Annotated in this window: 17 protein-coding genes and 1 tRNA gene; 14 read left to right on the top strand and 4 right to left on the bottom strand. The window is 60.7% G+C overall.

What is annotated here, in order from left to right:
• Positions 1 to 42: 42 nt before the first annotated feature.
• The 14 genes from dcd to wecB all read left to right on the top strand — a co-directional run bounded on the left by dcd (position 43) and on the right by wecB (position 18,461).
• Complete coding sequence (gene dcd, locus BUB60_RS04510) at positions 43 to 564, top strand: dCTP deaminase (RefSeq protein WP_073076467.1); 522 nt, start codon at positions 43 to 45, stop codon at positions 562 to 564.
• A 22-nt stretch (positions 565 to 586) separates the two neighbouring features.
• Complete coding sequence (locus BUB60_RS04505) at positions 587 to 2,107, top strand: YifB family Mg chelatase-like AAA ATPase (RefSeq protein ID WP_073076466.1); 1,521 nt, start codon at positions 587 to 589, stop codon at positions 2,105 to 2,107.
• A gap of 80 nt (positions 2,108 to 2,187) precedes the next feature.
• A complete protein-coding gene (gene thiI / locus BUB60_RS04500; RefSeq protein ID WP_073076465.1) occupies positions 2,188 to 3,360 on the top strand; it encodes a tRNA uracil 4-sulfurtransferase ThiI in 1,173 nt (390 codons plus the stop codon).
• 90 nt (positions 3,361 to 3,450) lie between these two features.
• Positions 3,451 to 4,707 carry a competence/damage-inducible protein A gene (locus BUB60_RS04495; RefSeq protein ID WP_073076464.1) on the top strand — a complete coding sequence of 419 codons (1,257 nt, stop codon included), beginning with the start codon at positions 3,451 to 3,453 and terminating at the stop codon, positions 4,705 to 4,707.
• A 277-nt stretch (positions 4,708 to 4,984) separates the two neighbouring features.
• Positions 4,985 to 7,192, top strand: coding sequence for an SF1B family DNA helicase RecD2 (gene recD2, locus BUB60_RS04490; RefSeq protein WP_073076463.1), 2,208 nt, complete (start codon positions 4,985 to 4,987; stop codon positions 7,190 to 7,192).
• Between the two features lie 49 nt (positions 7,193 to 7,241).
• Positions 7,242 to 7,892: a ComF family protein gene (locus BUB60_RS04485; RefSeq protein ID WP_073076462.1), complete on the top strand. Its 651-nt coding sequence runs from the start codon at positions 7,242 to 7,244 to the stop codon at positions 7,890 to 7,892.
• Between the two features lie 190 nt (positions 7,893 to 8,082).
• Positions 8,083 to 9,111 carry a rod shape-determining protein gene (mreB, locus tag BUB60_RS04480; RefSeq protein ID WP_073076461.1) on the top strand — a complete coding sequence of 343 codons (1,029 nt, stop codon included), beginning with the start codon at positions 8,083 to 8,085 and terminating at the stop codon, positions 9,109 to 9,111.
• A 159-nt stretch (positions 9,112 to 9,270) separates the two neighbouring features.
• Positions 9,271 to 11,184 (top strand): molecular chaperone HtpG, encoded by a 1,914-nt coding sequence (gene htpG / locus BUB60_RS04475; protein ID WP_073076460.1) that lies wholly within the window; start codon positions 9,271 to 9,273, stop codon positions 11,182 to 11,184.
• Positions 11,185 to 11,437: 253 nt separating this feature from the next.
• Positions 11,438 to 11,509: transfer RNA gene (locus BUB60_RS04470), tRNA-Cys, on the top strand.
• Between the two features lie 426 nt (positions 11,510 to 11,935).
• Positions 11,936 to 14,269, top strand: a complete 2,334-nt coding sequence (locus BUB60_RS04465) for a SpoIIE family protein phosphatase (protein ID WP_143162266.1) — start codon at positions 11,936 to 11,938, stop codon at positions 14,267 to 14,269.
• Between the two features lie 74 nt (positions 14,270 to 14,343).
• The gene (locus BUB60_RS04460) at positions 14,344 to 14,616 is read left to right on the top strand and encodes a translation initiation factor 2 (protein ID WP_423242343.1); all 273 of its coding nucleotides are present in this window, start codon (positions 14,344 to 14,346) and stop codon (positions 14,614 to 14,616) included.
• A gap of 184 nt (positions 14,617 to 14,800) precedes the next feature.
• On the top strand, positions 14,801 to 16,078 hold the full coding sequence (locus BUB60_RS04455; RefSeq protein WP_073076457.1) for an amidohydrolase: 1,278 nt from the start codon (positions 14,801 to 14,803) through the stop codon (positions 16,076 to 16,078).
• Positions 16,075 to 17,334: an adenosylhomocysteinase gene (locus BUB60_RS04450; RefSeq protein ID WP_073076456.1), complete on the top strand. Its 1,260-nt coding sequence runs from the start codon at positions 16,075 to 16,077 to the stop codon at positions 17,332 to 17,334. Before BUB60_RS04455 ends, BUB60_RS04450 begins: the two co-directional genes overlap by 4 nt.
• A gap of 29 nt (positions 17,335 to 17,363) precedes the next feature.
• Complete coding sequence (gene wecB, locus BUB60_RS04445; protein ID WP_073076455.1) at positions 17,364 to 18,461, top strand: non-hydrolyzing UDP-N-acetylglucosamine 2-epimerase; 1,098 nt, start codon at positions 17,364 to 17,366, stop codon at positions 18,459 to 18,461.
• A gap of 77 nt (positions 18,462 to 18,538) precedes the next feature.
• Here the strand turns inward: wecB and BUB60_RS20580 are convergent, their stop codons facing one another.
• The 4 genes from BUB60_RS20580 to BUB60_RS04425 all read right to left on the bottom strand — a co-directional run bounded on the left by BUB60_RS20580 (position 18,539) and on the right by BUB60_RS04425 (position 22,495).
• Positions 18,539 to 19,639 carry a methyl-accepting chemotaxis protein gene (locus BUB60_RS20580; protein WP_242941158.1) on the bottom strand — a complete coding sequence of 367 codons (1,101 nt, stop codon included), beginning with the start codon at positions 19,637 to 19,639 and terminating at the stop codon, positions 18,539 to 18,541.
• A complete protein-coding gene (locus BUB60_RS20575; protein ID WP_159435341.1) occupies positions 19,620 to 20,642 on the bottom strand; it encodes a cache domain-containing protein in 1,023 nt (340 codons plus the stop codon). Before BUB60_RS20575 ends, BUB60_RS20580 begins: the two co-directional genes overlap by 20 nt.
• A 57-nt stretch (positions 20,643 to 20,699) precedes the next feature.
• On the bottom strand, positions 20,700 to 20,873 hold the full coding sequence (locus BUB60_RS04430) for a MerR family transcriptional regulator (protein ID WP_073076452.1): 174 nt from the start codon (positions 20,871 to 20,873) through the stop codon (positions 20,700 to 20,702).
• 197 nt (positions 20,874 to 21,070) lie between these two features.
• A complete protein-coding gene (locus BUB60_RS04425) occupies positions 21,071 to 22,495 on the bottom strand; it encodes a glycoside hydrolase family 18 protein (protein WP_073076451.1) in 1,425 nt (474 codons plus the stop codon).
• Positions 22,496 to 22,551: the final 56 nt, after the last annotated feature.

The raw sequence follows: 22,551 nt of genomic DNA, 5'->3' as shown, positions 1-22,551 counted from the left end.
TGCTGACTGCAGCGTTATTTTTGAAAGCGAGATTGTTATTATATGATTCTGTCGGGCAAAGAGATATTGCGCCATATCGGAAAAGAAATCATTATTGAGCCGTTTGATGAAAGCCGGATAAATCCCAACAGCTACAATCTGTCACTGGCCAACGAGCTGCTGGTTTATGAAAATGACGTCCTCGATATGAAAAAGCCGAATCCGGCAAAGAAGATTGAGATACCTGAAAGCGGGCTGATGCTGGAGCCCCGCAGATTGTATCTGGGCAGGACGAACGAATTCACAAAGACCGATAAATACGTGCCGATGCTTGAGGGCCGCTCCTCCACCGGCAGGCTCGGACTGTTCGTCCATGTCTCCGCCGGCTTTGGCGACGTCGGCTTCGCCGGGTACTGGACCCTGGAGATATTCTGCGTCCAGCCCGTGAAAATATATCCCAACGTCGAGGTCTGCCAGATATATTATCATGACATCAGCGGCGAATACGACTTGTATAACAGCGGCAAATACCAGAACAATACCGGAATCCAGCCGAGCCTGATGTACAAGGATTTCGAAAAATAACGCCAACGAAAGGAGCCATCGCATGGTCTCCAAAATCCGTTCCCTCGGCCTCGGCGGTATTTCCGGCTATGAGGTTTCCGTCGAGTGCTATCTGTCGGGGGGCCTGCCCAGCTTTGATATTGTCGGGCTGGCCGACATTGCCGTCAAGGAGGCGCGGGAGCGCGTCCGGGCGGCGATTAAAAACTGCGGGATCAAATTCCCGGTCAGCCGCATTACGGTGAACCTGGCTCCCGCCAATACGAAAAAAGCCGGCACGGTCTACGACCTGCCGGTTATGCTGGGCATCCTCGCCGCCGCGGACTACATCGGCCCGCTGCCGGAGGACGGCGCCTTTTTCGGAGAGCTGTCGCTGTCGGGCGAGCTCCGGCCGGTGACGGGCGCCTTGCCGATGGCGTTGGCGGCCGAGCGGGCCGGGATAGCAAAGCTCTTCGTCCCGGCGGACAACGCCGCCGAAGCGTCGTATGCCTCCGGCGTCACGGTTTATCCCATTGCAAACGTCAGCCAGCTTTTGAATCATCTCGACGGCACGGAGCCCATCGCGCCCGTGGAGCCGAAGGAGCCCGCGCCCGTCTATCCGCAGACGCTGGACTTCTCCGAGGTCAAGGGGCAGGACAACGTCAAGCGCGCCCTGGAGGTGGCGGCGGCCGGCGGGCATAACATCCTGCTGGTGGGCCCGCCCGGGGCCGGAAAAAGCATGCTGGCCAAGCGGCTGCCGACGATCCTGCCGGACATGAGCCGGGTTGAAATGCTGGAATGTACGGAGATTCACTCCGTCATGGGCCTCACGGACCGGGACAATCCCATCGTGACGACGCGGCCCTTCCGCTCGCCCCACCACACCATCTCCGCCACCGCCATGGCGGGCGGCACCTCCAACCCCAGGCCCGGTGAGATTTCCCTGGCCCACAACGGCGTCCTCTTTCTGGACGAGCTGCCGGAATTCACCTCCGACGTGCTGGAATCCCTGCGCCAGCCCCTGGAGGACGGACAGGTCACCATTTCCCGCGCCAGCGCGTCCATGACGTACCCCTGCCGGTTCATGCTGGTGTGCGCCATGAACCCCTGCCGCTGCGGCTGGTACGGTCACCCCTCCCACCGCTGCACCTGCTCGGAAAACGCCGTCCAAAGATATCACGAGCGCCTGTCCGGCCCGCTTCTGGACCGCATCGACATGGTCATTGAGGTGCCGGCGCTGGAATTCGAGGAGCTGCGCGACAAGCCGAACGCCGAGTCGTCCGCCGCCATCCGCGAGCGCGTCAACGCGGCCCGGGCGCTGCAGCAGACCCGCTATGCCGGGACAGGCGCCGAGTGCAACGCCTACATAGGTTCAAAGCTTTTAGACACATACTGCGCCCTGGACAGCACCTGCGAAAAGCTCATGAAGGACGCCTACGACCGTCTGGGCCTCACCGCCCGCTCCTACGACCGCATCCTGCGCGTGGCCCGCACCATCGCGGACCTGGCCTCAAGCGAGAGCATAGAACGCCAGCACCTGGCAGAGGCTATACAATACAGGACGTACGATTTCAGAGAAGGCGGATAGTGCTCAAACCGAATTTAAATACTTAAAACAATGAAGATTCCCACGGGAGTTTTTATAACGAAGCAGAACAGGACAAATACATGGAAGATATTATTTTACTCAAGCAGGGCGAGATCGTCCTCAAGGGGCTCAACAGGAAAAGCTTTGAGATGAAGCTTGTCTCCAACATAAACCGGCGGCTGAAGCCGTTCGGAAAATTCAGGGTCTACAGCGTGCAGTCGGCGATTTACGTTGAGCCGCAGAGCGACGACTGCGACATGGACGGCGCGTATGAGGCCGTCAAGACCATTTTCGGCATCGTGGCCATATCCCGCGCGGCGGCCTGCGAGAAGGACAAGGACGCGCTTCTGGAAACGGCGAAGCGCTATCTGGGCGACGCGCTGAGCCGGGCCGGGTCCTTTAAGGTGGAGACGAAGCGGGCGGACAAGAGCTTTCCGATGACGTCCATTCAGCTATCCCAGTACGTGGGCGGGCTGCTGGCCGACGCGTATCCCCATGTCAGGGTCGACGTGCACAACCCGGATTTCACCGTCCATCTGGAGGTCCGGGATTACGCGGCGTACGTCCACGGCCCCAGCGAGCAGGGGGCGGGCGGCTTGCCGGTGGGGACAAACGGCCGTGTGGTATCGCTTTTATCCGGCGGCATCGACAGCCCCGTGTCCACCTACATGATCGCCCGGCGCGGCGTGTCGGTCATCCCGGTGCATTTCTTTTCCTTCCCGTACACCTCCGAGCTTGCCAAGGAAAAGGTCGTGACGCTTTCCCGCCTCCTGACGAAATACTGCGGGCGGCTCCGGCTGAAGGTGGTGCCGTTTACACACATCCAGGAGGAGATCCGGGAAAAGTGCCCGGAGGAGCTCTTTACGGTCATCATGCGGCGGTTCATGATGCGCATATCGGCCAAGGTGGCGGAATATAACGGCTGTAAGGCGATCGTCACCGGGGAAAACCTCGGCCAGGTGGCCAGCCAGACGCTGGAGGCCATGGCCGTTACCGAGGCGTGCGCCGGGCTGCCTGTCCTGCGCCCCGTCATCGGCCTCGACAAGCGGGAGATCGTGGAGACGGCGGTGAAGATCGGCACGTTCGACACGTCCATCCTGCCGTACGAGGACTGCTGCACCGTTTTCACCCCCCGCCACCCCAGGACGAAGCCGCGGCTTGACGACGTTGTGGCGGCGGAATCGGCCCTGGACGTGGACGCGCTGGTAAATGAGGCTTTTGAGAACATCGACAGGATCGATATTGAAATGTAAACTGTTATCCGCACGCATTGACGGCGCCCGGATATCCGACTAAAATAATAGAATTATATCGGCCAATTTGACCGTAAGGAGGCTTGGAGCATGGCTTATACGGCGGAGATTATCGGCGTCGGCACAGAGCTGCTTTTGGGGAATATCGCCAATACGGACGCGCAGGACGTTTCAAGGGCGCTGTCCGAGATCGGCGTCAACGTGTACTTCCATACGGTGGTGGGAGACAATCCCGAGCGGCTCAAGCAGGCGGTGGCCATCGCCCGCGCCCGCGCCGATATCATCATCACCACCGGCGGCCTGGGGCCCACCTGCGACGATCTCACCAAGCAGACGCTGGCCGAGGCGTTCGGGAAAAAGCTGATTTTCAATGAGGACGAGGCGGAACAGATCCGCGCGTTCTTTAAAACCCGCCTCCACAATATGGAGCTGACGGAGAACAACTACCAGCAGGCGTACCTGCCCGAGGACTGCACCATTTTCCACAACGGCTGCGGCACGGCGCCCGGCTGCGCCTTCGAGTCCGGAGGCACCCATGTGCTTATGCTGCCCGGCCCGCCCAGAGAGTGCCGGGCCATGCTGGAGTCCTGCGCCCTGCCGTATTTGAAAAAGCTCTCCGACGCCGAGATACACTCCCATAACATCCACATCTTCGGCCTGGGTGAAAGCGCCGTCGAGGCGCGGCTCCGGGACATGATGCTCGCGCTGGAAAACCCCACGCTGGCCCCCTACGCCAAGGACAGCGAGGTACTCCTGCGCGTGACGGCCAGGGCCCGTTCAAAAGAGGAAGCGGAGTCGATGATGGCCCCGGTCCTCGAAAAGGTCCGCGCCGTCCTGGGCGACATCATCTACGGGATCGACACGGAGACATTGGAGAATACCGCCGTCGGGCTTTTGAAAGAGAAAAACAAGACGCTTTCCTGCGCCGAATCGTGCACCGGCGGGCTCCTGGCCAAGCGCCTCACCGATATACCCGGCGCCTCCCGCGTCTTCCCCGGCAGCATCACCACGTACGCCACCGAGACGAAAACTGCCATCCTGGGCGTTGACGCCGGCCTGATCCGCGAGAAAGGCGTCGCCAGCCGGGAGGTGGCGGAGCAGATGGCCCTCCAGGTCCGGGAGAAATTCGGGTCCGACCTGGGCGTCGGCATCACCGGCATCGCCGGGCCGGACTCCGACGATTCGGGCCTCGCGCCGGGGACGGTCTTCGTGGCCCTTGCGACCCCCGACGGCCTTTGGTGCCGGAGCCTGGCGCTCCCCTTCGACCGCGCCCGCGTCAGGACGGCGGCCTCCAGCCACGCGCTGGACATGATCCGGCGGCATCTGACAGGGCTGCCGGTAGAGTAGGATTGGGCATAATACAGTGTCCGGATTGGCAGCTTGCCCTACTTTGGCTCCCTCAGCCGAGGGAGCTGTCGCCCGCAGGCGACTGAAGGAGGCCCCCCGCGTCTCGCGCGGCAGAATCTGACCCGCAGCGGCGCGAACGAAGCGCACGCCTTCCGTCATTTGCTGCGCAAATGCCACCTCCCTCGTCCGAGGGAGGCATGGATGCGGCAGAACAAGGGCCCGTGCACAAAGACATATGTTTATGCAGACATGATACAACACCTGTTGGAGGGATACGATGGACGAGGGGCGGCAGTACATACAAATAGAGGGTACGGTCGTCTCCCTCATCTATCAGAATCCGGAAAACGGCTATGCCGTCCTGCGCCTGGATACGCCGGACGGCGTCGTCACCGCCGTGGGGTGCATGCCGGGTCTGAACCCCGGGGAGGCGCTCATACTGACGGGCGCCTGGGCGACGCACCACAGCTACGGCGAGCAGTTCAAGGCGGAATTCGCCGAGCGGCGGATGCCGACGGGGCGGGACGCCATCTACAGCTATCTGGCATCGGGCGCCATCAAAAACGTCGGGCCGGCCAAGGCCCGGGACATTGTGGACAAGTTTGGGGATAAGGCGTTGGAGATCATAGAAAACGAACCGGAAAAGCTCGCTCAGGTGCGCGGGATCACGGAAAAGCGCGCCCGCGAGGTGGGCGTCGCGTTCCGCCGGCAGGTGGGACTGCGGCGGCTGATGGAATTTCTGGCCCAGTACGGCCTCAAGCCGCTGGTGGCCATGAAGCTTTTTAAGCTGTACGGCGACGAGGCGCTGCCCGCCGTGAAGGACAACCCTTACCTCATGACCGTGGACGAGATCGGCGCCGACTTTTTCGAGGCCGACGCCATGGCGCTCGCCCTCGGCTTTGAAAGCGACTGCGCCGAGCGGGTCGAGTCCGCGGTCCTCTTTGAGCTCGGCCACAACCTCGATAACGGGCACACGTTTCTGCCGTACGACAAGCTCGTGGCGGCGACGAACCAACTCATCGACGTGGGCTATCAGACGGTGGCCGACGCGCTGGAGGCGCTGTGCGAAAGCGGCTTTGTGGTCCGCGAGACGGTGGCCGGGCAGGACGCCTGCTATCTGGCGCTTTTCCGTGAGGCGGAGCAGTTTGTGGCAGGCCGCCTTATGGACATGGCCGCCGACCCCGCCCGGGGCGAGGCCGACGTTAAAAAGCTTGTGTCCTCCATCGAGCGGGAGTACGGCATCACTTACGCCGAAAGCCAGTTCAAAGCGGTGGAGCTGGCGGCGGAAAGCCGCGTCATGGTCCTCACCGGGGGGCCGGGCACCGGGAAAACCACGTGCGTGCGCGGCATCATCGCGCTGTTTGACAAGCTGGGGCTGAAAACCGCCCTCTGCGCGCCCACCGGGCGCGCCGCCAAGCGCATGAGCGAGCTCACCGGCCGCGAATCGGCCACGATCCACCGCCTTTTGGGCGCCGCGATCGGCGAGGGGGACACCCTCGTTTTCGAGCGCGACGAGACCAATCCCCTGAACGCCGACGCCGTCATCATGGACGAGACGTCCATGGCGGACCTTTTGCTGATGCGCTCGCTTTTGGCGGCAATGCGGCCGGGCGCCCGTCTCGTCCTCGTGGGAGACGCCGACCAGCTGCCCTCAGTGGGTCCGGGCAACGTCTTTGCCGATATCATCCGCAGCGGAGCGGTCCCGGCGGTGGTGCTGACGGAGATTTTCCGGCAGGCCACCGAGAGCGGCATCGTCAAAAACGCGCACCTTATCAATAAGGGCGTCCTGCCCGAGCTGTCCGTGAAATCAAGCGACTTTTTCTTCCTGCGCCGGGCAACGCCAGACAAGGCGCTGGAGACGATCGTCGAGCTCTGCACGGAGCGCCTGCCGAAGAACATGGGGATCGATCCCGCCCAGATCCAGGTGCTCTCCCCGACGCGGAAAAACGTGGCCGGGACGGAGAATCTGAACGCCCGCCTGCAGACGGCGCTGAACGCGCCGGCGGCCGGCAAAAAAGAAAAGACCTTCGGGGAATATATTTTCCGCGAAGGCGACAAAGTAATGCAAATTAGGAATAATTATGATATAATATGGAGAAACCCCGACGGCCTTGAAAGCGGCGCCGGCGTCTTTAACGGCGATATCGGCTATATTAAGGAAATCGACCTTGTCCACGAGACCGTCACGGTCGATTATGAGGACAAGCTGGTCACCTATCTCTTCGAGCAGCTGGCCGAGCTGGAGCCGGCCTGGGCCCTCACAGTCCATAAATCGCAGGGCAGCGAGTACCGCGCCGTCATACTGGCGGCGTCCCAGGGCGCGCCGCAGCTTTTGGTGCGCAGCGTTTTATATACCGCCATCACGCGGGCGCGTGAGCTTCTGATCATCGTCGGTGACCAGGGCGTACTGGCGACGATGGTGCATAACGACAAGCGGCAGAGGAGATATTCCGGCCTCCGCGCGAGGCTGGCCGAGCGGCTCTGATAAAAAAGGCAGGACGATTTTATCCCGCGGCGTTCAGGGAGGGGTTCAAATGAGTATATTCGTCAGCATTCTCGACCTTTTATTTCCCCCAAAATGTATTTTCTGCGGTAAATTTCTGAAAAAGGGCTCGGATTGCCTCTGCCCGGCCTGCAGCGAAACGCTGCCGTTCACAAAGGGCGCGAATGTCAGCCAGAAGGGCGAGTTTTACGACGTGTGCGTCTCGCCGCTCCTCTACGAAGGCGACGTGAGGAAATCGATCCTCCGCTTCAAATTCAAGGGCGCGGTGGCTTACGCCGACTGCTACGGCCGGCTGCTTGGGGACTGCATCAAAGAAAACCTCGCCGGGAAATTCAACCTGATCACGTGGGTCCCCCTGAGCGTCAAAAGGGCCAAGGATCGCGGTTACGACCAGGCGATGCTCCTGGCGCTGGCGGCGGCCCTGACGCTGGACGACGTGGCTGTTGAAACACTCGTCAAAAGCACCCATGTCCAGGCGCAGTCGTCGATCACCGGCAAGGACCTGCGGCGCGCCAACGTCAGCGGCGTTTACGAGCTGAAGGACAGGGAGCTTATCGCCGGCAAGCACATCCTCCTCATCGACGATATTGTCACCACAGGGTCAACGCTCTCCGAATGCGCGCGCACGCTCCTTATGGGCGGCGCGGAATCCGTCGTCTGCGCCACGCTGGCGCGGGCATGACGCTTTTGCCCGCAAAATAATGTTTTGGCCCGGCCATTTACGTCTATACTAAAATACTAGGATAAATTTTCCAAGGGCGTCATAGTGCGCCATCCGCCGGTTATTCGACGCGCGGCGGGCTGAACGACCGCCCGACTGATCGCCGCAGCGCCCGCTGCGGTATACTTTCTTCTTATTTTGGGGGTATCAAATGCTTTTTGGTAGAGATATCGGCATCGACCTTGGTACGACATCCGTGCTCGTCTCGACGCGCGGCAAGGGCGTCATTCTGCGCGAGCCGTCCGTCGTCGCCATGGATAAAAATACAGGCCGCCTTTTAAACGTCGGCATGGCGGCGCAGCGCATGCTGGGCCGGACGCCCGGCAATATCGTGGCCATCCGCCCCCTGCGGGACGGCGCCATTTCCGATTACGACATGACCGAGCGCATGCTCAAGGAGCTTGTGCGCAAAGCTATCAATTTCGGCCTCTTCAAGCCGCGCATCATCATCTCCGTCTCCTCGGGCATCACCGAGGTCGAGGAGCGCGCCGTCATCGACGCGGGCATCGAGGCCGGCGCCCGCAAGGTTTACCTCATGGAGGCGCCGCTGGCAGCCGCTGTCGGCGCCGGGATCGACATTGCCAAGCCGGACGGACATATGGTCGTCGATATCGGCGGCGGGACGACGGACGCGGCCGTCCTGTCACTCTCGGGCGTGGTGGAATCGGAATCCATCAAAGCCGGCGGCGAGGCCTTTGACGACGCGATCATCAAGTACATCCGGCGCAAGCACAACGTGCTCATCGGAGACTCCACGGCGGAGGAGCTGAAAAAGAGCATCGGCTGCGTTTTCCCGCGGTCGGAGTCCACGTCCGTGGACGTCAAGGGCCGCTGTCTCATGACGGGCCTCCCCCGCATCGTTCCCATCAGCACAACGGAGATTCTGGAGGCGTTCGAGGAGGTCACCGAGCGCATCCTGGAAACGATCCACCGCGTCCTTGAGAGCACGCCGCCGGAGCTGGTGGCCGACGTGTCCCAGAACGGTATCGTCCTCACCGGGGGCGGCAGCCTTCTGTGGGGCTTCGACAAGCTCATCGAGACCAGGACCAACATCCCCACCCACATCGCCGACGACGCGGAGCTCTGCGTCGGCTACGGCATCGGAAAATCCCTGGAGCTTGTGAACGACATGCACGAGGGCACGATCAACCTCGCCCGCAGGAAACAGATGAAATCTTGAATTGATGCTTGCCAGAATCGGGTTTCTGCTGTAATATTAAATTAGCCGCGGCGGGACAAGTTCCCGCCCTTTTGGCGCGCCAGCCCCGTTTTGACGCGGTAATTTGCTCCCCTGCGGGAGTCGAATATAAACCTTAAGCTTAAGGAGGTCAAAAGAAATATGGCAAAAAAACAATTCAAATCGGAATCGAAAAGGCTTCTCGACCTGATGGTCAACTCGATCTACACGCACAAGGAGATATTCCTGCGTGAGATCATCTCCAACGCGTCCGACGCCATCGACAAGCTCTGCTACATCTCCCTGACCGACGACAAGGTCGGCCTGAATCGTGACGACTTTAAGATCACGGTCACGGCAGATAAGGAAAACCGCACCATCACCGTCAGCGACAACGGCATCGGCATGACGGCCGAGGAGCTGGAGCAGAACCTCGGCGTCATCGCCAAGAGCGGCTCCCTGCAGTTCAAGAAGGACATCGGGGACAAGAAGGAGGACGTCGACATCATCGGCCAGTTCGGCGTCGGCTTCTATTCGGCGTTCATGGTCGCCTCCAAGGTCACGGTCGTCACCCGGGCCTACGGCCAGGAGGAGGCCAACATGTGGGTCTCCACCGGCTCGGACGGATATACGATCACGCCCTGCGAGAAGGACTCCGCCGGCACAGAAATCATCATCGCGCTGAAGGAGGACGAGGAGGGCGAAAGCTACGGCGAGTTCCTGGAGGAGCACGAGCTCCACAGGATCATCAAGAAGTATTCCGACTACATCCGCTGGCCGATCGTCATGGACGTCACCAAGAGCCGCCAGGTGGAGACAGACGAAACCGACAAGGACGGCAGCAAGAAGAAAACCTGGGAAGACTATACCGAAAAGGAAGTCGTCAACAGCCGCGTCCCCATCTGGCAGCGCTCCCGGAGCGAGGTCAGCGACGAGGAGTGCATGCAGTTTTATAAAGAGAAGTTCTTCGACATGGAGGACCCGGTGTCCGTCATCCGCATCAGCGCCGAGGGCGCCGTCACCTACAAGGCGATGCTCTTCATCCCCGCCAAGGCGCCCTACGACTACTACACCCGCGAGTACAAGTCCGGCCTGCAGCTGTATACCTCGGGCGTCATGATCATGGAAACGTGCGCCGACCTTCTGCCGGAGCATTTCCGCTTCGTGCGCGGCATCGTCGACTCCCAGGACCTGTCGCTGAACATCTCCCGCGAGATGCTCCAGCACGACCGCCAGCTGAAGGTCATCGAAACGAACCTGGAAAAGAAGATCAAGGCCGAGCTGAAGCGGCTTTTGGAGAATGACTACGACAAATACGCGGCCTTCTATAAAAGCTTCGGCCTGCAGCTGAAATACGGTATCGTCAACGGCTACGGTGCCAACAGGGACCTTTTGTCCGACCTCATCATGTTCTATTCCTCCAAGGCCGAAAAGCTCATCACGCTGGCCGACTACGTCAAAAATATGCCGGAGGACCAGAAGTACATCTATTACGCCTGCGGCGAGAGCGTCCAAAAGCTCGACAAGCTGCCCCAGGCGGAAAATGTCCGGGAAAAGGGCTACGAGATCCTTTATCTCACCGACGACGTGGACGAATTCGTCGTCAAGACCCTGATCCGCTTTGAAGAAAAGGAGTTCCGCTCCGTCAACGACGACGACCTGGGACTGGAGACCGAGGAAGAAAAGAAGGAGACCGAGAAGCTCGAGACGGAGAACAAGGACGTTCTGGACTTTATTAAGGAGAGCCTCGGCGGCAAAATCGCCGCGGCCAAGCTCTCCCACAAGCTGAAGAGCCATCCCGTCTGCCTCACGGCCCAGGGCGGCATCTCCCTGGAGATGGAGCGCTATTTCGCCGCGACGCAGGGGGACATGGCCGAGCACATGAAGGCCGAGCGCGTCCTGGAGCTGAACGCCGGCCACCCCGTCTTCCAGGCGCTGAAAAGCACCTTCCCGACGGATAAGGAAAAAGCCGCCAAATACGCCGAGCTCCTCTACGGCCAGGCCCAGCTCATCGCCGGCGTCTCCCTGGACGACCCCGCCCATTTCGCCGAGCTCGTGAGCTCTCTCATGATATAATCAGACTGTCGATAAAGCCTTTTGGATTTTATCCGACAAGAGGCTGCATGCAGCGCGCTCAGCCGCGCGCTGCATGAGAAGAGTCACTCCGGAGGCGCATGTCCTCCTGCGTGACAAATGATGAATTTATTTGCCGCTCCGGCGGCAAGCGCTGCGAGGCCTTGTCCTCTGTTTGCAGGTTTTTTGATAAGCTGGTGAGCCGCCCAAAAGGGCGGCTCATCTTTTTGGGTGCGCCGTCATATAATAGTTTCGCGGCGGCATAGCCAAGTGGTAAGGCACGGGTCTGCAAAACCCTCATCCCCCGGTTCGAATCCGGGTGCCGCCTTTGAAAAAACCAAGCCGACGGCTTGGTTTTTTCAACTATATTCGCCTTAGACGAGATATATTGCTCGGCAGGGGTATTCGGCTTCGCCGAGTGATATTGCCTGTGGGCAGTCAGGGCGAATATGATATCACTGCCGCAAAGCGGTAATATCACTTGCGGCCGGAGGCCGCAAATATCATTGCCGAAGCTTCCGCATCACAGGGTTATGTAAACAAAATAAACGCCGCAGACAGCTCCCGGGCCGGCGGGAGATATAATGAATCCGGCATTTCCAAGTATTTCCCGACCTAATGTTACATCCTGGGCTGTCATGGTTTGACCGTATTTTCGGGAGGCGTCTTTTAGAATTAAGTTACTATTTTATGACGACTTTAAGGCAAATATGCCCCTTCTGAAAGGACGATTTCTATGGCCGGAAATACGCTTATGAACAAGCTTTCTGAGTTAAGGGCCACCTCGCCGGGAAGGGGTACCGCCGCGCTGACGAGAATGGACAGGCCGCTGCTTGTGGAATGTTTCGTGCGCTTCGCAATGGCGTTCGTGCTCTCCGGATCGCAGATTTTTTCCGGGATCGCGCCGTTTGCCGTCGGCTTTACGGCGGCAGCCGGCAGTGCCTCCGGCAGCGCCGCGTCGCTCCTCGGCGCCGTCGGAGGATATCTGCTCAGCGGCTCCATGTTCTGGGCCATCAAATACATATGTATCGCCGTCATCGTCTGTACGGCGGTCGTGGTCTTCAGGGACACGGGCGTCTTCCACACCGCCTGGTTCATGCCGGCCTTCGCCGCGTTTGTCACGCTGTGCGTCGATATCGTCCCGGCGTTTGACGACGGGTGGGCCCTGCCGGCCGTGGCGCTGCTGCTGTCGGATACGGTTTTGGCGGGCGCCAGCGCGTATTTCTACAAAACGGCGCTGTCGCCGTGGTCCGGGCGCTTTAACCTGGAGCAGGGCTCGGAGATCGTCCACACCGTCAGCGTCCTGATTTTGATATCGACGCTGCTCCTGTCCCTGGCGCAGCTCAAAATACTCGGCGTCATCTCGGTCGGCCGCACGCTGGCCACCCTCCTCGTCTTCCTGGCCGCCTTTAAGGGCGGGGTCGGCATGGGCTGCGCCACGGGCATCTCCGTGGGGCTGGCGATGGACGCCGCCTCGGGCGCCGCGCCGATGTTCTGCACGGCGTACGGCCTGGCCGGAATGATCTCGGGGATATTCTCAAAGCGGAGCAAGCTCGTTTTCGCGCTCTCCTATGTGCTGGTGGACGCCGTTGTCGCGGCGGTCTCCATCGGAAACGCCGGCGTCCCGGGCATTTTATACGAGGTATTTATCGCTTCCGTCATCTTCATGGTGCTGCCGCCGTCCTTTATGTCGCGCCTGTCGGTGCTCCTGCCGGGGACGGGCTCCGGCTTCGGCATCATCCGGGCGCGGGAATACACGAAAGGCCGCGTCGACCAGACGGCCCTGGCTTTCAAGGACCTGTATGAAACCGTGAAAACGGCGGTCGGGGAGGGCGTGAACGACGGCGACGTGGCCACGGTTTTCGACAGGGCCGCCGACGTGGTATGCCTGTCCTGCACGAAAACGGCCAAGTGCTGGCACCACGACTACCAGCAGACCGTCGACGCCATGAACAACGCCACCGCGGCCATGATGGGGCGCGGCAGCCTGCTGGAGGACGACCTGCCGGAATATTTCAGGCGCTCCTGCATCAATGTCGGCGAATTTACAAAGGCGGCCAATCAGGAGCTCAAGGCGCTGCTGTACCGCCGCCAGTATAAAAAGCGGCTGCGGGAAAACCAGAGCGCCGCCTTCAACCAGTACGCCGACATCTCCGCCATACTAAAGGGCATCTCCGACGAGTTGGGCGGCGGGTCAAGCTTTGAGCCGGAGCTGGAGAGCCGCCTTCGGAAGTATCTCCGCAGCGTCAATGTCCAGGCCGAGACGGCCGTGTTCCGGGACCGCAGCGGCCGGCTGCATGGGGAGATTTTCGGCGCCAACTTTGGCGCCCTGAAAAAAATCCCCGACTATCTCGACCGGCTGTCGGCGGTCTTCAATGTCCGGCTGTGCACCGTGGACGGCCCGCCGGAGTCCGACAGGATATTCCTTCTGGAGGCCGAGCCCCTGGCGGCGTCCGTCGGCATTTGCAGCAAGAAGAAAAACGAAAAGGAGCAGAGCGGCGACAAGGGCGCCTATTTCAAGACGGACGAGGGCATCCTGTATGTCGTCCTGTCCGACGGGATGGGCACCGGCGATCAGGCCGCGCGCTATTCCGGAGACGCCGTGCGGATACTGGAGCGGTTTTTGCGCTCTGGCGTGGCGCCGGAGACGGCGGTACGGCTTTTAAACGACCTGATGCTTTTGAAAAATGAGGACGACACCGGCTGCGCCACCGTCGACCTTGTCTGCATCAACCTCTTTACGGGCTCCGCCCGCATGTTCAAGTACGGCGCCGCGCCGTCTTACCTCCGCCACGGCAGCACCGTGCGGCGGATGAAGGGCAAGAGCCTCGCCGCCGGCCTCGGCGTGCCGCCGCACGACGCGCCCGACCAGCTGAAAATGGAGCTGAAGGCCGGCTCCGCCGCGGTCATCGTCAGCGACGGCGTCACCGCCGGCCTCGAGGACGACTGGCTTTGCGAGCATATCGCCAAATATGAGGGAAAGGAGCCGCGGGAGCTGGCGGCCTCGATCATTGAAGCGGCGTCGCCGAAGGTCGGCGCGGAGGACGATATGACGGTTATCGCCATCTTCGTCACGGAGAGAGAATAAGCCCCTTTGTTACCTGTATATTCCACCACCTAAACGGGCAAAATGTTACCAAATCGTGTAGGGGTGTGATGGAAGTGGTAAAAGGTGTATCGCGCCGCGTCATTGTTATCAAGTCGCCGGACCGCCATCTTTTTGAAGAGGCGATATTCATCGTCAAGGAGGAAGCGCTCCGCGGCGGCGGCGTGACAGGCGACGAGATCATCAAGCAGGCGCAGGAGGTAGCCGACAATTACGTCCGGTATCATATCAAAAAAAGACGATTGCCCAGACTGCCCGCACCCGCCTTTGCCGCTTTCGGCGCGGCTGCAACCGCCCTCGCGTGGGTCCTGGCGCTGTATGTCTTATAAGCTTTGATATCAAACCAAGGGCGTCCCCGGCCGGGGACGCCTGATTTTATGCTTTTTCAGCATAACGGGCGGCGAATATCACATCAATCGTACCGGCGCGCCGGTCCTTTGCTGTTGTAATCGGGCCGCACAGATGATATATTGGTAAAAAAACGGGACCTCATATTTTCTTTGGAGGGCTTTTATGAATATCATCATCCGGGACATTCTCGCCGTCCTGCCCGACGGGGTGAAGGTCGCAACGGTCTATATCAAAGACGGCGTCATCGCGGCGATCGACGCGGCCCCTGAGGGCTTCAAGGCCGAAAAGACCATTCTGGGCTCGGGGAAAATCCTGATGCCGGGCCTCGTCAACGCCCACACCCACGTCTACATGACGCTCTTCCGCAACTGCGCGGACGATCTGACCTTCAACGACTGGCTCTTCGGCAGGATTCTGCCGCTGGAGGATAAGCTCACGCAGGAGGACTGCTACTGGGGTACGCTCCTGGGCTTTATGGAAATGCTGTCCACCGGCACAACGGCGTTCAGCGACATGTATCCCATTGTGGACGCGACGGCCAGGGCGGCCCACACAACGGGCATCCGCGCCGTTCTCGCCCGCGGCCTCGTGGGCGGCCGGGACAACGCCGAGGGCGGGCAGATGCGGCTCAACGAGGCGTTTGCCGAGCTCGAGAAATGGCGGGGCTTTGAAAATATCAGCTTCATGCTGGCGCCCCACGCCCCGTACACCTGCGACGACGTCTATCAAAAGGATGTGGCCGCCGAGGCTGGGCGCCTGGGCCTCCGCATCCACACCCACATCTCCGAGAGTCGGAGTGAGATCGAGACCATCCGGGAAAAGTACGGCTGTACGCCGCCGGAGCTCATGGACGGGTGCGGCCTTTTGACAGACCGGACCGTCGCCGCCCACTGCGTGCACCTGACGGACAGCGATATCGCGCTTTTGGCCCGGCGCGGTGTCTCCGTGGCCACAAACCCCGTGAGCAATTTAAAGCTCGCCAACGGCGTGGCCCCGGTGCCGAAGCTGATAAAGGCCGGCGTCAACGTGGCGCTGGGCACCGACGGCGCCTCCAGCAACAACACCTTAAATATGTTCCGGGAGCTGGGGCTCCTGTCCCTTATTCACAAGGGCACGACGGGCGACCCGCAGATGATTACCGCGCCGGAGGCCCTCAGTATCGCCACGAAAAACGGCGCCAGGGCGCTGGGGCTCGTGGGTGTCGGCGAAATCAAGGCCGGCTATAAGGCGGACCTCGTCATATTCGACCCCGACCGCCCGAATATCCAGCCGCTGAACGATCCCATTGCCGCGCTTGTTTACTCCGCGACCGGCACGGAGGTCGAGACCGTCATGGTGGGCGGCAAAATTCTTATGGAAAACAGAAGCTTTACGACGATTGACAGAGAAAAGGTCCTGTTTGAAGCAAACAGGGTCTGCGAAAGGATCGGGACACGATGAGCGAAATTCGAGATAAATCCCTGGCGGCGTCCGGCGAGAGGAAAATCGCCTGGGCACGCCGGAATATGCCACTTTTAAACAGCATCGAAAAGGAGCTGTCCGTCACAAAGCCCTTCAAGGGGCTGAAGGTGACGCTCTCCGTCCATATGGAGGCCAAGACGGCCAGCCTCTGCCGCGTGATGCAGGCCGCGGGCGCCGAGATGCACGTCACGGGCTGCAATCCCCTGTCCACCCAGGATGACGTGGCCGCGGCGCTGGCCGTGGGGAACGGGCATGACGGCCCCATCGACGTCTACGCCTGGCACGGCGCCACGACCGAAGAATATGAGCGCCATCTCACCGCGGCACTGGAGACGGGGCCGAACATCATCATCGACGACGGCGGAGACCTTGTGAACCTCGTCCACACAAAGCTGACGCACCTCATCCCGGACATCATCGGCGGCTGCGAGGAGACGACCACGGGCGTCATGCGCCTGCACGCCATGGCGCGGGACGGTTTGTTGAAATTCCCGATGATCACCGTCAACAACGCCCAGTGCAAATACCTGTTCGACAACCGCTACGGCACGGGCCAGTCGGTGTGGGACGGCATCAACCGCACGACGAATCTCATCGTGGCCGGGAAGGACGTCGTCGTGGCCGGCTACGGCTGGTGCGGCAAGGGCATCGCCATGCGGGGGCGCGGCTTCGGCGCGCGCATCATCGTCACCGAGGTCGACCCGGTAAAGGCCCTGGAGGCGATGATGGACGGCTTTGAGGTGATGCCCATGGCCGAGGCGGCAAAGCGCGGCGACCTCTTTATCACCGCCACCGGCTGCCGCGATATCATCACCGAAAAGCATTTCGGACTTATGAAGGACGGGGCCGTGATGTGCAACGCCGGCCACTTCAACGTGGAGGTCGACGTCAAGTATCTCGAGGAGCACGCCGTTAAAAAAGACCCCCAGAAGCCGAATATCATGGGCTACACGCTCCAGGGCGGCAAAACGCTCTTTGTGCTGGCCGAGGGCCGGCTTGTGAACCTCGCCTCCGGCGACGGGCACCCCGTGGAAATCATGGACATGAGCTTTGCCATCCAGGCGCTCTCCGCCAAGTACCTCGCCGACCACCGGGGGACGCTGTCTCCCGGCGTTATCCCGGTGCCGGAGGAGATCGACACGGCCGTCGCCATAAAAAAGCTCTCCGCCTGCGGCCTTGCCATCGACACGCTGACCGGCGAGCAGAAAAAATATCTCGGCAGCTGGGGCGTTTAAATTAAAGATAAAATGATCGAGGTTACTCCATGAAAAAAGTCATGCTCGTTTTCGGCACGCGGCCGGAAGCGATCAAAATGTGCCCCCTCGTCCTGGAGCTGAAGGCACGATCCGATATCGAAACGCGCGTCTGCGTCACCGGTCAGCACCGGGAAATGCTCAGTCAGGTGCTGGAGGCCTTCGGCGTCACGCCGGACTATGACCTGTCCGTCATGACGGACAAGCAGACGCTCTTTGATGTCACCGAAAAGGTCATGCGCGGCATGCAGGGGATTTTAAGCGGCACAAAGCCCGACGTCGTCCTCGTCCACGGCGATACCACCACCACGTTCGCCGCCGCCCTGGCCTGCTTTTATATGAACATCCCCGTCGGGCATGTGGAGGCCGGCCTGCGCACCTATGACATCGCCTCCCCGTTCCCGGAGGAGTTCAACCGCCAGGCCGTGGACATCGTCACCCGGTTCCTCTTCGCCCCCACGGAGGTCTCAAAGGCCAATCTCCTCAAGGAGGGCAAAGCCGAGGCGTCGATCTTCGTCACCGGCAACACCGCTATCGACGCCCTGAAGACCACGGTGCGGCGCGATTACCGCCACCCGGAGCTTAATTGGGCCTCCGACAGCCGCCTCGTCATGCTGACGGCCCACCGGCGCGAGAATCTCGGCCAGCCCATGCGCCGCATCTTCGGCGCCATCCGCCGGATCGTTGAGGAGTTTCCCGACATCAAGATCATCTATCCCGTCCATATGAATCCCGCCGTCCGGGAGGCGGCGTCGGAGGTTTTGGGCGGGCACGGGCGGGTGCATCTCATCGAGCCGCTGGACGTGCTGGATTTCCACAACTTCCTGGCGCGGTCGTATATCATCCTCACCGACAGCGGCGGGATACAGGAGGAAGCCCCGTCCCTGGGCAAGCCCGTCCTCGTCCTCCGGGATACGACGGAGCGCCCCGAGGGCGTCGCCGCCGGGACCTTAAAGCTCACCGGCACCGACGAGGAGACCATCTACCGCGAATTCAAAACGCTCCTCGTCGACAAGGCCGCCTACGACGCCATGAGCCACGCCTCCAACCCCTACGGCGACGGATACGCCTCCAGGAGAATCGCGGATATACTGGAAGAGAAATTGTAAAATTTAAAGGCCAATACTTGCGGCGGGGTGAAAACCCCCCCGCCGTTTTTGCCGTACAGTTGCCCGAGGGAGCTGCGTTAATACTTTCCGAAATCCGAAACGGTTTCCAAAAGCGCCGGGTGCACCTGGACGGATGAGACCTGGTCGGCGCTCTCATCGTTATTCAGCCTGAATTTGGCGACCTGCTCGCGCAGCATGGCGGCAAGGGTGGACATTTCCTCGCTGGTAGCGGAGTTTTCCTCGGCCGCGGCGGCGTTGATCTGCACAACAGTGGAAATTTCGCTCAGCCCGGTCCTGACCTGTTCGATGGCGGCCGCCTGCTCGGCGGAAGCGCGGTCGATTTTTGTAATGCTGTCGTTGACCTTCTGCGCCTTTTCCGCCGCGTCGCGGAGGACCTGCGCTGCCTGGGCCGTGATCTGCGTCCCCTCGGAAACGGTGCTGACGGAGACGGAAATGAGGTCGGCGGTCTGCCTGGCCGCCTCGGCGGATTTGGCGGCAAGAGAACGGACTTCGTCCGCCACAACGGCAAAGCCCTTTCCGGCGCTGCCGGCCCGGGCGGCCTCGATGGAGGCGTTCAGGGCGAGGATATTGGTCTGGAACGCGATATCCTCCATGACCTTTGTGATGTTTGTGATCTGATTTGACGCCACGCCGATGTTGGCCATCGCCGCCGTCAGCCGGCCCATATGCGCGTTTCCGGCATTGGCGCTGTCCCCGGCCTGCGCCGCATAACCCGCCGCTTCTTTGACGCTCTCGGAATTCTCCAAAGCGTCCCCGGCAATTTTGGAAAGGGCGTCGTTGAGATTTTCAATGGAGGCCGACTGCTCTGTGGAGCCTCTCGACAGCTCCTGCGCCCCGTCCGCGACCTGAGAGGCGCCGGCGCTGACCTGGCGCGCCGCGCCGCCGATACGGGCAAGCGTCTCGTTCAGGTTCGAGGCGATGTGCACCATGGCTCCCTTGATGGCGGCAAAGTCGCCGATATAGTCCAGGTCCACGTTTACCCGCATATCCCCGCCGGACATCTGCCCGAGCTTGTCGGAGATATCGCCGATATAGCTTTTCAGGGAAGAGACCGTGGTGCGGAGCGCGCCCGCCAATATGCCCAGCTCATCCCTGGCGGTAAAGCCGAGCTCCAGGTCCAGATTCCCGCGGGAGAGCTCAGAGGCGACCCTGGACATGGCGGCAACCGGCCTCGATATGACCCGCCGCACAAAAACCAGCAGTACCGAAATCACAGCCGCGATCAGCACCAGCACGATCACCGCGGATATGACGGCCGACCTGTCCATCAGCGCGTTCACGGCCGAGATGGGGACGCCTGAGATAATAAACGCCGATGGCGTTGCCGTCGATATCCAGTATCGGCTGGTAGGCCGTGGCGTAAGGCGCGCCTAGAATATCCGCCTGGCCCAGGTAAACGGTCTTTTTGCCCAGCACGGCATCCGCGATCTTGGGATCGAGCGTCGTGCCGACGACCCGCTCCCCGTCCTTTATAATCGTCGTATTGGCGCGCGTGTCGCCGATAAACACGGTGAACTCGTTGCCGGTCATCTTCTTGAGGCGGTCCACCACGTCGGGCTTTACCAGGGAATAACCTGCCGAAATAACGCCGATAACGTCTCCCTGCGCGTTTTTGACCGGCGTGTCGGTGCGGATGCCCAACTGCGCCTGTGCGTCGGCCCCGGTGTGTGTGACGGTCTGACCGGCCAGCGCCGCCGGGATGCCGCTTTTGTCGACGGCCGAATCCCCGGCCCCGCTGTCAAGGGTGCTCGTTATGACGTTTCCCCTGGCGTCGGTCACGTTGATAAAATCAACATCCAGCTGGACGGTGTCGATCACGCCGTTGACGGCGGAAAGCACATCCGCCTTATTGCCGCCTTTCACGGCGTCCACCACGGCCGTGGCGCTGGAAACGACGTCTGCGGCCTTTTTGGAGCGGAGCTCGTAATCGCCGAAAACCGTCTCCATCGTCACAAGAGCCATATGGCTGCGGTCGGTATTGATCTGGTCCACGACCCCGCGGTAGATGGTCGACATGTAGATGAGGGTAAAGAGGCCCACAAGTAAAATACCGCAGGCGGTGAAAACCGCCAGCTTGAAGCCGAGGCGCCTGAAAAAGGGCAGCTTCACGGGAGTGCCGCCGTTATCCGCGCCGGCCTCCAGGGGCCTTTTTCTATTCATGATGGTCATTCCCTTCGGTTCTGTTTCTGTTCCGGGTGCTTCATCGCGGGCGATTATTTACCGGCTGCCTTCCTTCCGGCAGTCCCGGGGCTTTGGAGCCCCGCTTGGCACCAGCCACATGTTGCCCTTTTTTACGGCGCCGTCAATCCGGCCGCGGGTACAGTAGAGCGCCGCCATTCTGCTGCCGCCGCCCCATTTTTCAGCGGCTTCCTTAACCGTCATGTAATCCATAAGCGCATCTCCTAAACAATAATAGTAATTATTACTGATAAGGATTATATAGTATATTTCCGCAAAAAGAAATGTACAGAAATGAGAAATTCAATAATAATAATTATTACTAATTTATGAAAAATAATGAACAGCACCTGAAATCAAGCCGATTCGAGGTGCTGTTGATGCCTTATGGCGCTGGAAAAGAGGGGGACTTACGTCCCCAGCAGCTTGCGCACCGTAAAATTGTCGTTCAGCAGCGCCCAATTCTGCGGGAAGGGGTAGCCTAAAGCCCAGTAACTGATGCCTCTCAGGCCGTAAGCCTTCACGGTGTCGAATTTCGCCTGAGCGCTGCGCGCGTCCTCAAACCAGACGATGTGCCCCCGGCCCCGCTCGTCCGTATATCTGTAATACGGCGACTGGGACGCCTCGTCGAATTGGATCTCGGCGCCGTACCGGACGGCCCGGAGCCGGGCCTCCTCGCAGCTGAACGTTTCGGCCTCCTGCCCGGCCACGTGCGGCAGGAGCCAATCCCTGGCATAGATCTGAAAGCCGAAGAAAATCTTATCTCTGGGGATGACGGTCACGGCGTAATCCAGCACGCGCCTGATGGCGTTGAGCGGCGAAATCGCCTGCGGCTCGCCCCTGCGGGCGCCCCATTCGTACGTCATCAGTATGACGAAGTCGAGGATTCTGCCGTGGGCGGCATAATCGTGCGCTTCGTATAAGGCGCCGGCCTGCGCCGCGCTGTATTTCGGCGCGAGGGCGGAGGAAACCTGGTACCCCAGCGGATGCAGGCGGTCCACGGCCCGCTGGAGAAAGCTGTTGTACAGCTCCTGGTCGGCCGGGAGCACGGCTTCAAAGTCAATGTTCAGCGCCAGATACCCCTTATACTGCATGGCGCCGATCACGTTGTCAAGGAGCCTTTCAACAACCTGCGGGTTCGACAGGACCGCGTGCGCCAGATTATCCCCCAGCGACGTCGAGGTAAAGTTGGTCAGGCACATCATGGGGACGACGTTGCCGCGGTAAGCGGCCGCGATGGCGGGAGTGTCGTCCACCTCCTGGAGGCTGCCGTCCTCCCGGATGAGATACGCAAACGGCGTCAGATAGGTTAGGCTGCCGGCGGCCTCGGTGACGATCGGGACGGCCTCCTGCCCGAAAACATAGATGTAGCCGTTCACGTCGATGCCGGGCCGCTGTCTTTTCAGTGGGATCACAAGCACGGTCCCCGGGTAGATCAGGTTCGGGTCGGAAATCCCGTTGGCCTGCAAAAGGCGCTCGAGAGGAACGCCGTAGCGCCGGGCGATGCCATAAAGCGTATCGCCCGTCCTGACCGTATAGCGGCCCGCGGGGATGTACAGGACCTGTCCCGGGGTCAGGCGGTTGGGGTCGACGTCCGGGTTTTTCCGGATAATGGCCTGCACGGTCGTGCCCAGCGTATCCGCGATGCGCCAGAGCGAATCCCCCGATTTCACGGTGTAATTCATATCCTCCGTCGGGATGACCAGCGCTTCGCCCACGGCCAGCCGGTTCAAGTCCGGCAAAGAGTTCACCGCGGCGACCGCCGCCATGGTGACGCCGTAGCGGCCCGCCAGCTGCCGGAGCGTGTCTCCTGGTTTTACAATATGTATGAGCATAAAAATATCCTCCTGTCACCATTTATCATATTCGCCGTCACGGCCAAATGATAAGA

The organism is Sporobacter termitidis DSM 10068 (assembly GCF_900130065.1).
GTDB lineage: Bacteria > Bacillota > Clostridia > Oscillospirales > Oscillospiraceae > Sporobacter > Sporobacter termitidis.
This window is presented reverse-complemented; position numbering and strand designations above follow the sequence as displayed.

Excerpts from the sequence above, each read along its gene's own strand:
- dcd (WP_073076467.1), top strand. The coding sequence starts at position 43 with ATGATTCTGTCGGGCAAAGAGATATTGCGCCATATCGGAAAAGAAATC.
- BUB60_RS04505 (WP_073076466.1), top strand. The coding sequence starts at position 587 with ATGGTCTCCAAAATCCGTTCCCTCGGCCTCGGCGGTATTTCCGGCTAT.
- thiI (WP_073076465.1), top strand. The coding sequence starts at position 2,188 with ATGGAAGATATTATTTTACTCAAGCAGGGCGAGATCGTCCTCAAGGGG.
- BUB60_RS04495 (WP_073076464.1), top strand. The coding sequence starts at position 3,451 with ATGGCTTATACGGCGGAGATTATCGGCGTCGGCACAGAGCTGCTTTTG.
- recD2 (WP_073076463.1), top strand. The coding sequence starts at position 4,985 with ATGGACGAGGGGCGGCAGTACATACAAATAGAGGGTACGGTCGTCTCC.
- BUB60_RS04485 (WP_073076462.1), top strand. The coding sequence starts at position 7,242 with ATGAGTATATTCGTCAGCATTCTCGACCTTTTATTTCCCCCAAAATGT.
- mreB (WP_073076461.1), top strand. The coding sequence starts at position 8,083 with ATGCTTTTTGGTAGAGATATCGGCATCGACCTTGGTACGACATCCGTG.
- htpG (WP_073076460.1), top strand. The coding sequence starts at position 9,271 with ATGGCAAAAAAACAATTCAAATCGGAATCGAAAAGGCTTCTCGACCTG.
- BUB60_RS04465 (WP_143162266.1), top strand. The coding sequence starts at position 11,936 with ATGAACAAGCTTTCTGAGTTAAGGGCCACCTCGCCGGGAAGGGGTACC.
- BUB60_RS04455 (WP_073076457.1), top strand. The coding sequence starts at position 14,801 with ATGAATATCATCATCCGGGACATTCTCGCCGTCCTGCCCGACGGGGTG.
- BUB60_RS04450 (WP_073076456.1), top strand. The coding sequence starts at position 16,075 with ATGAGCGAAATTCGAGATAAATCCCTGGCGGCGTCCGGCGAGAGGAAA.
- wecB (WP_073076455.1), top strand. The coding sequence starts at position 17,364 with ATGAAAAAAGTCATGCTCGTTTTCGGCACGCGGCCGGAAGCGATCAAA.
- BUB60_RS20580 (WP_242941158.1), bottom strand. The coding sequence starts at position 19,639 with ATGTCCAGGGTCGCCTCTGAGCTCTCCCGCGGGAATCTGGACCTGGAG.
- BUB60_RS20575 (WP_159435341.1), bottom strand. The coding sequence starts at position 20,642 with ATGAATAGAAAAAGGCCCCTGGAGGCCGGCGCGGATAACGGCGGCACT.
- BUB60_RS04430 (WP_073076452.1), bottom strand. The coding sequence starts at position 20,873 with ATGGATTACATGACGGTTAAGGAAGCCGCTGAAAAATGGGGCGGCGGC.
- BUB60_RS04425 (WP_073076451.1), bottom strand. The coding sequence starts at position 22,495 with ATGCTCATACATATTGTAAAACCAGGAGACACGCTCCGGCAGCTGGCG.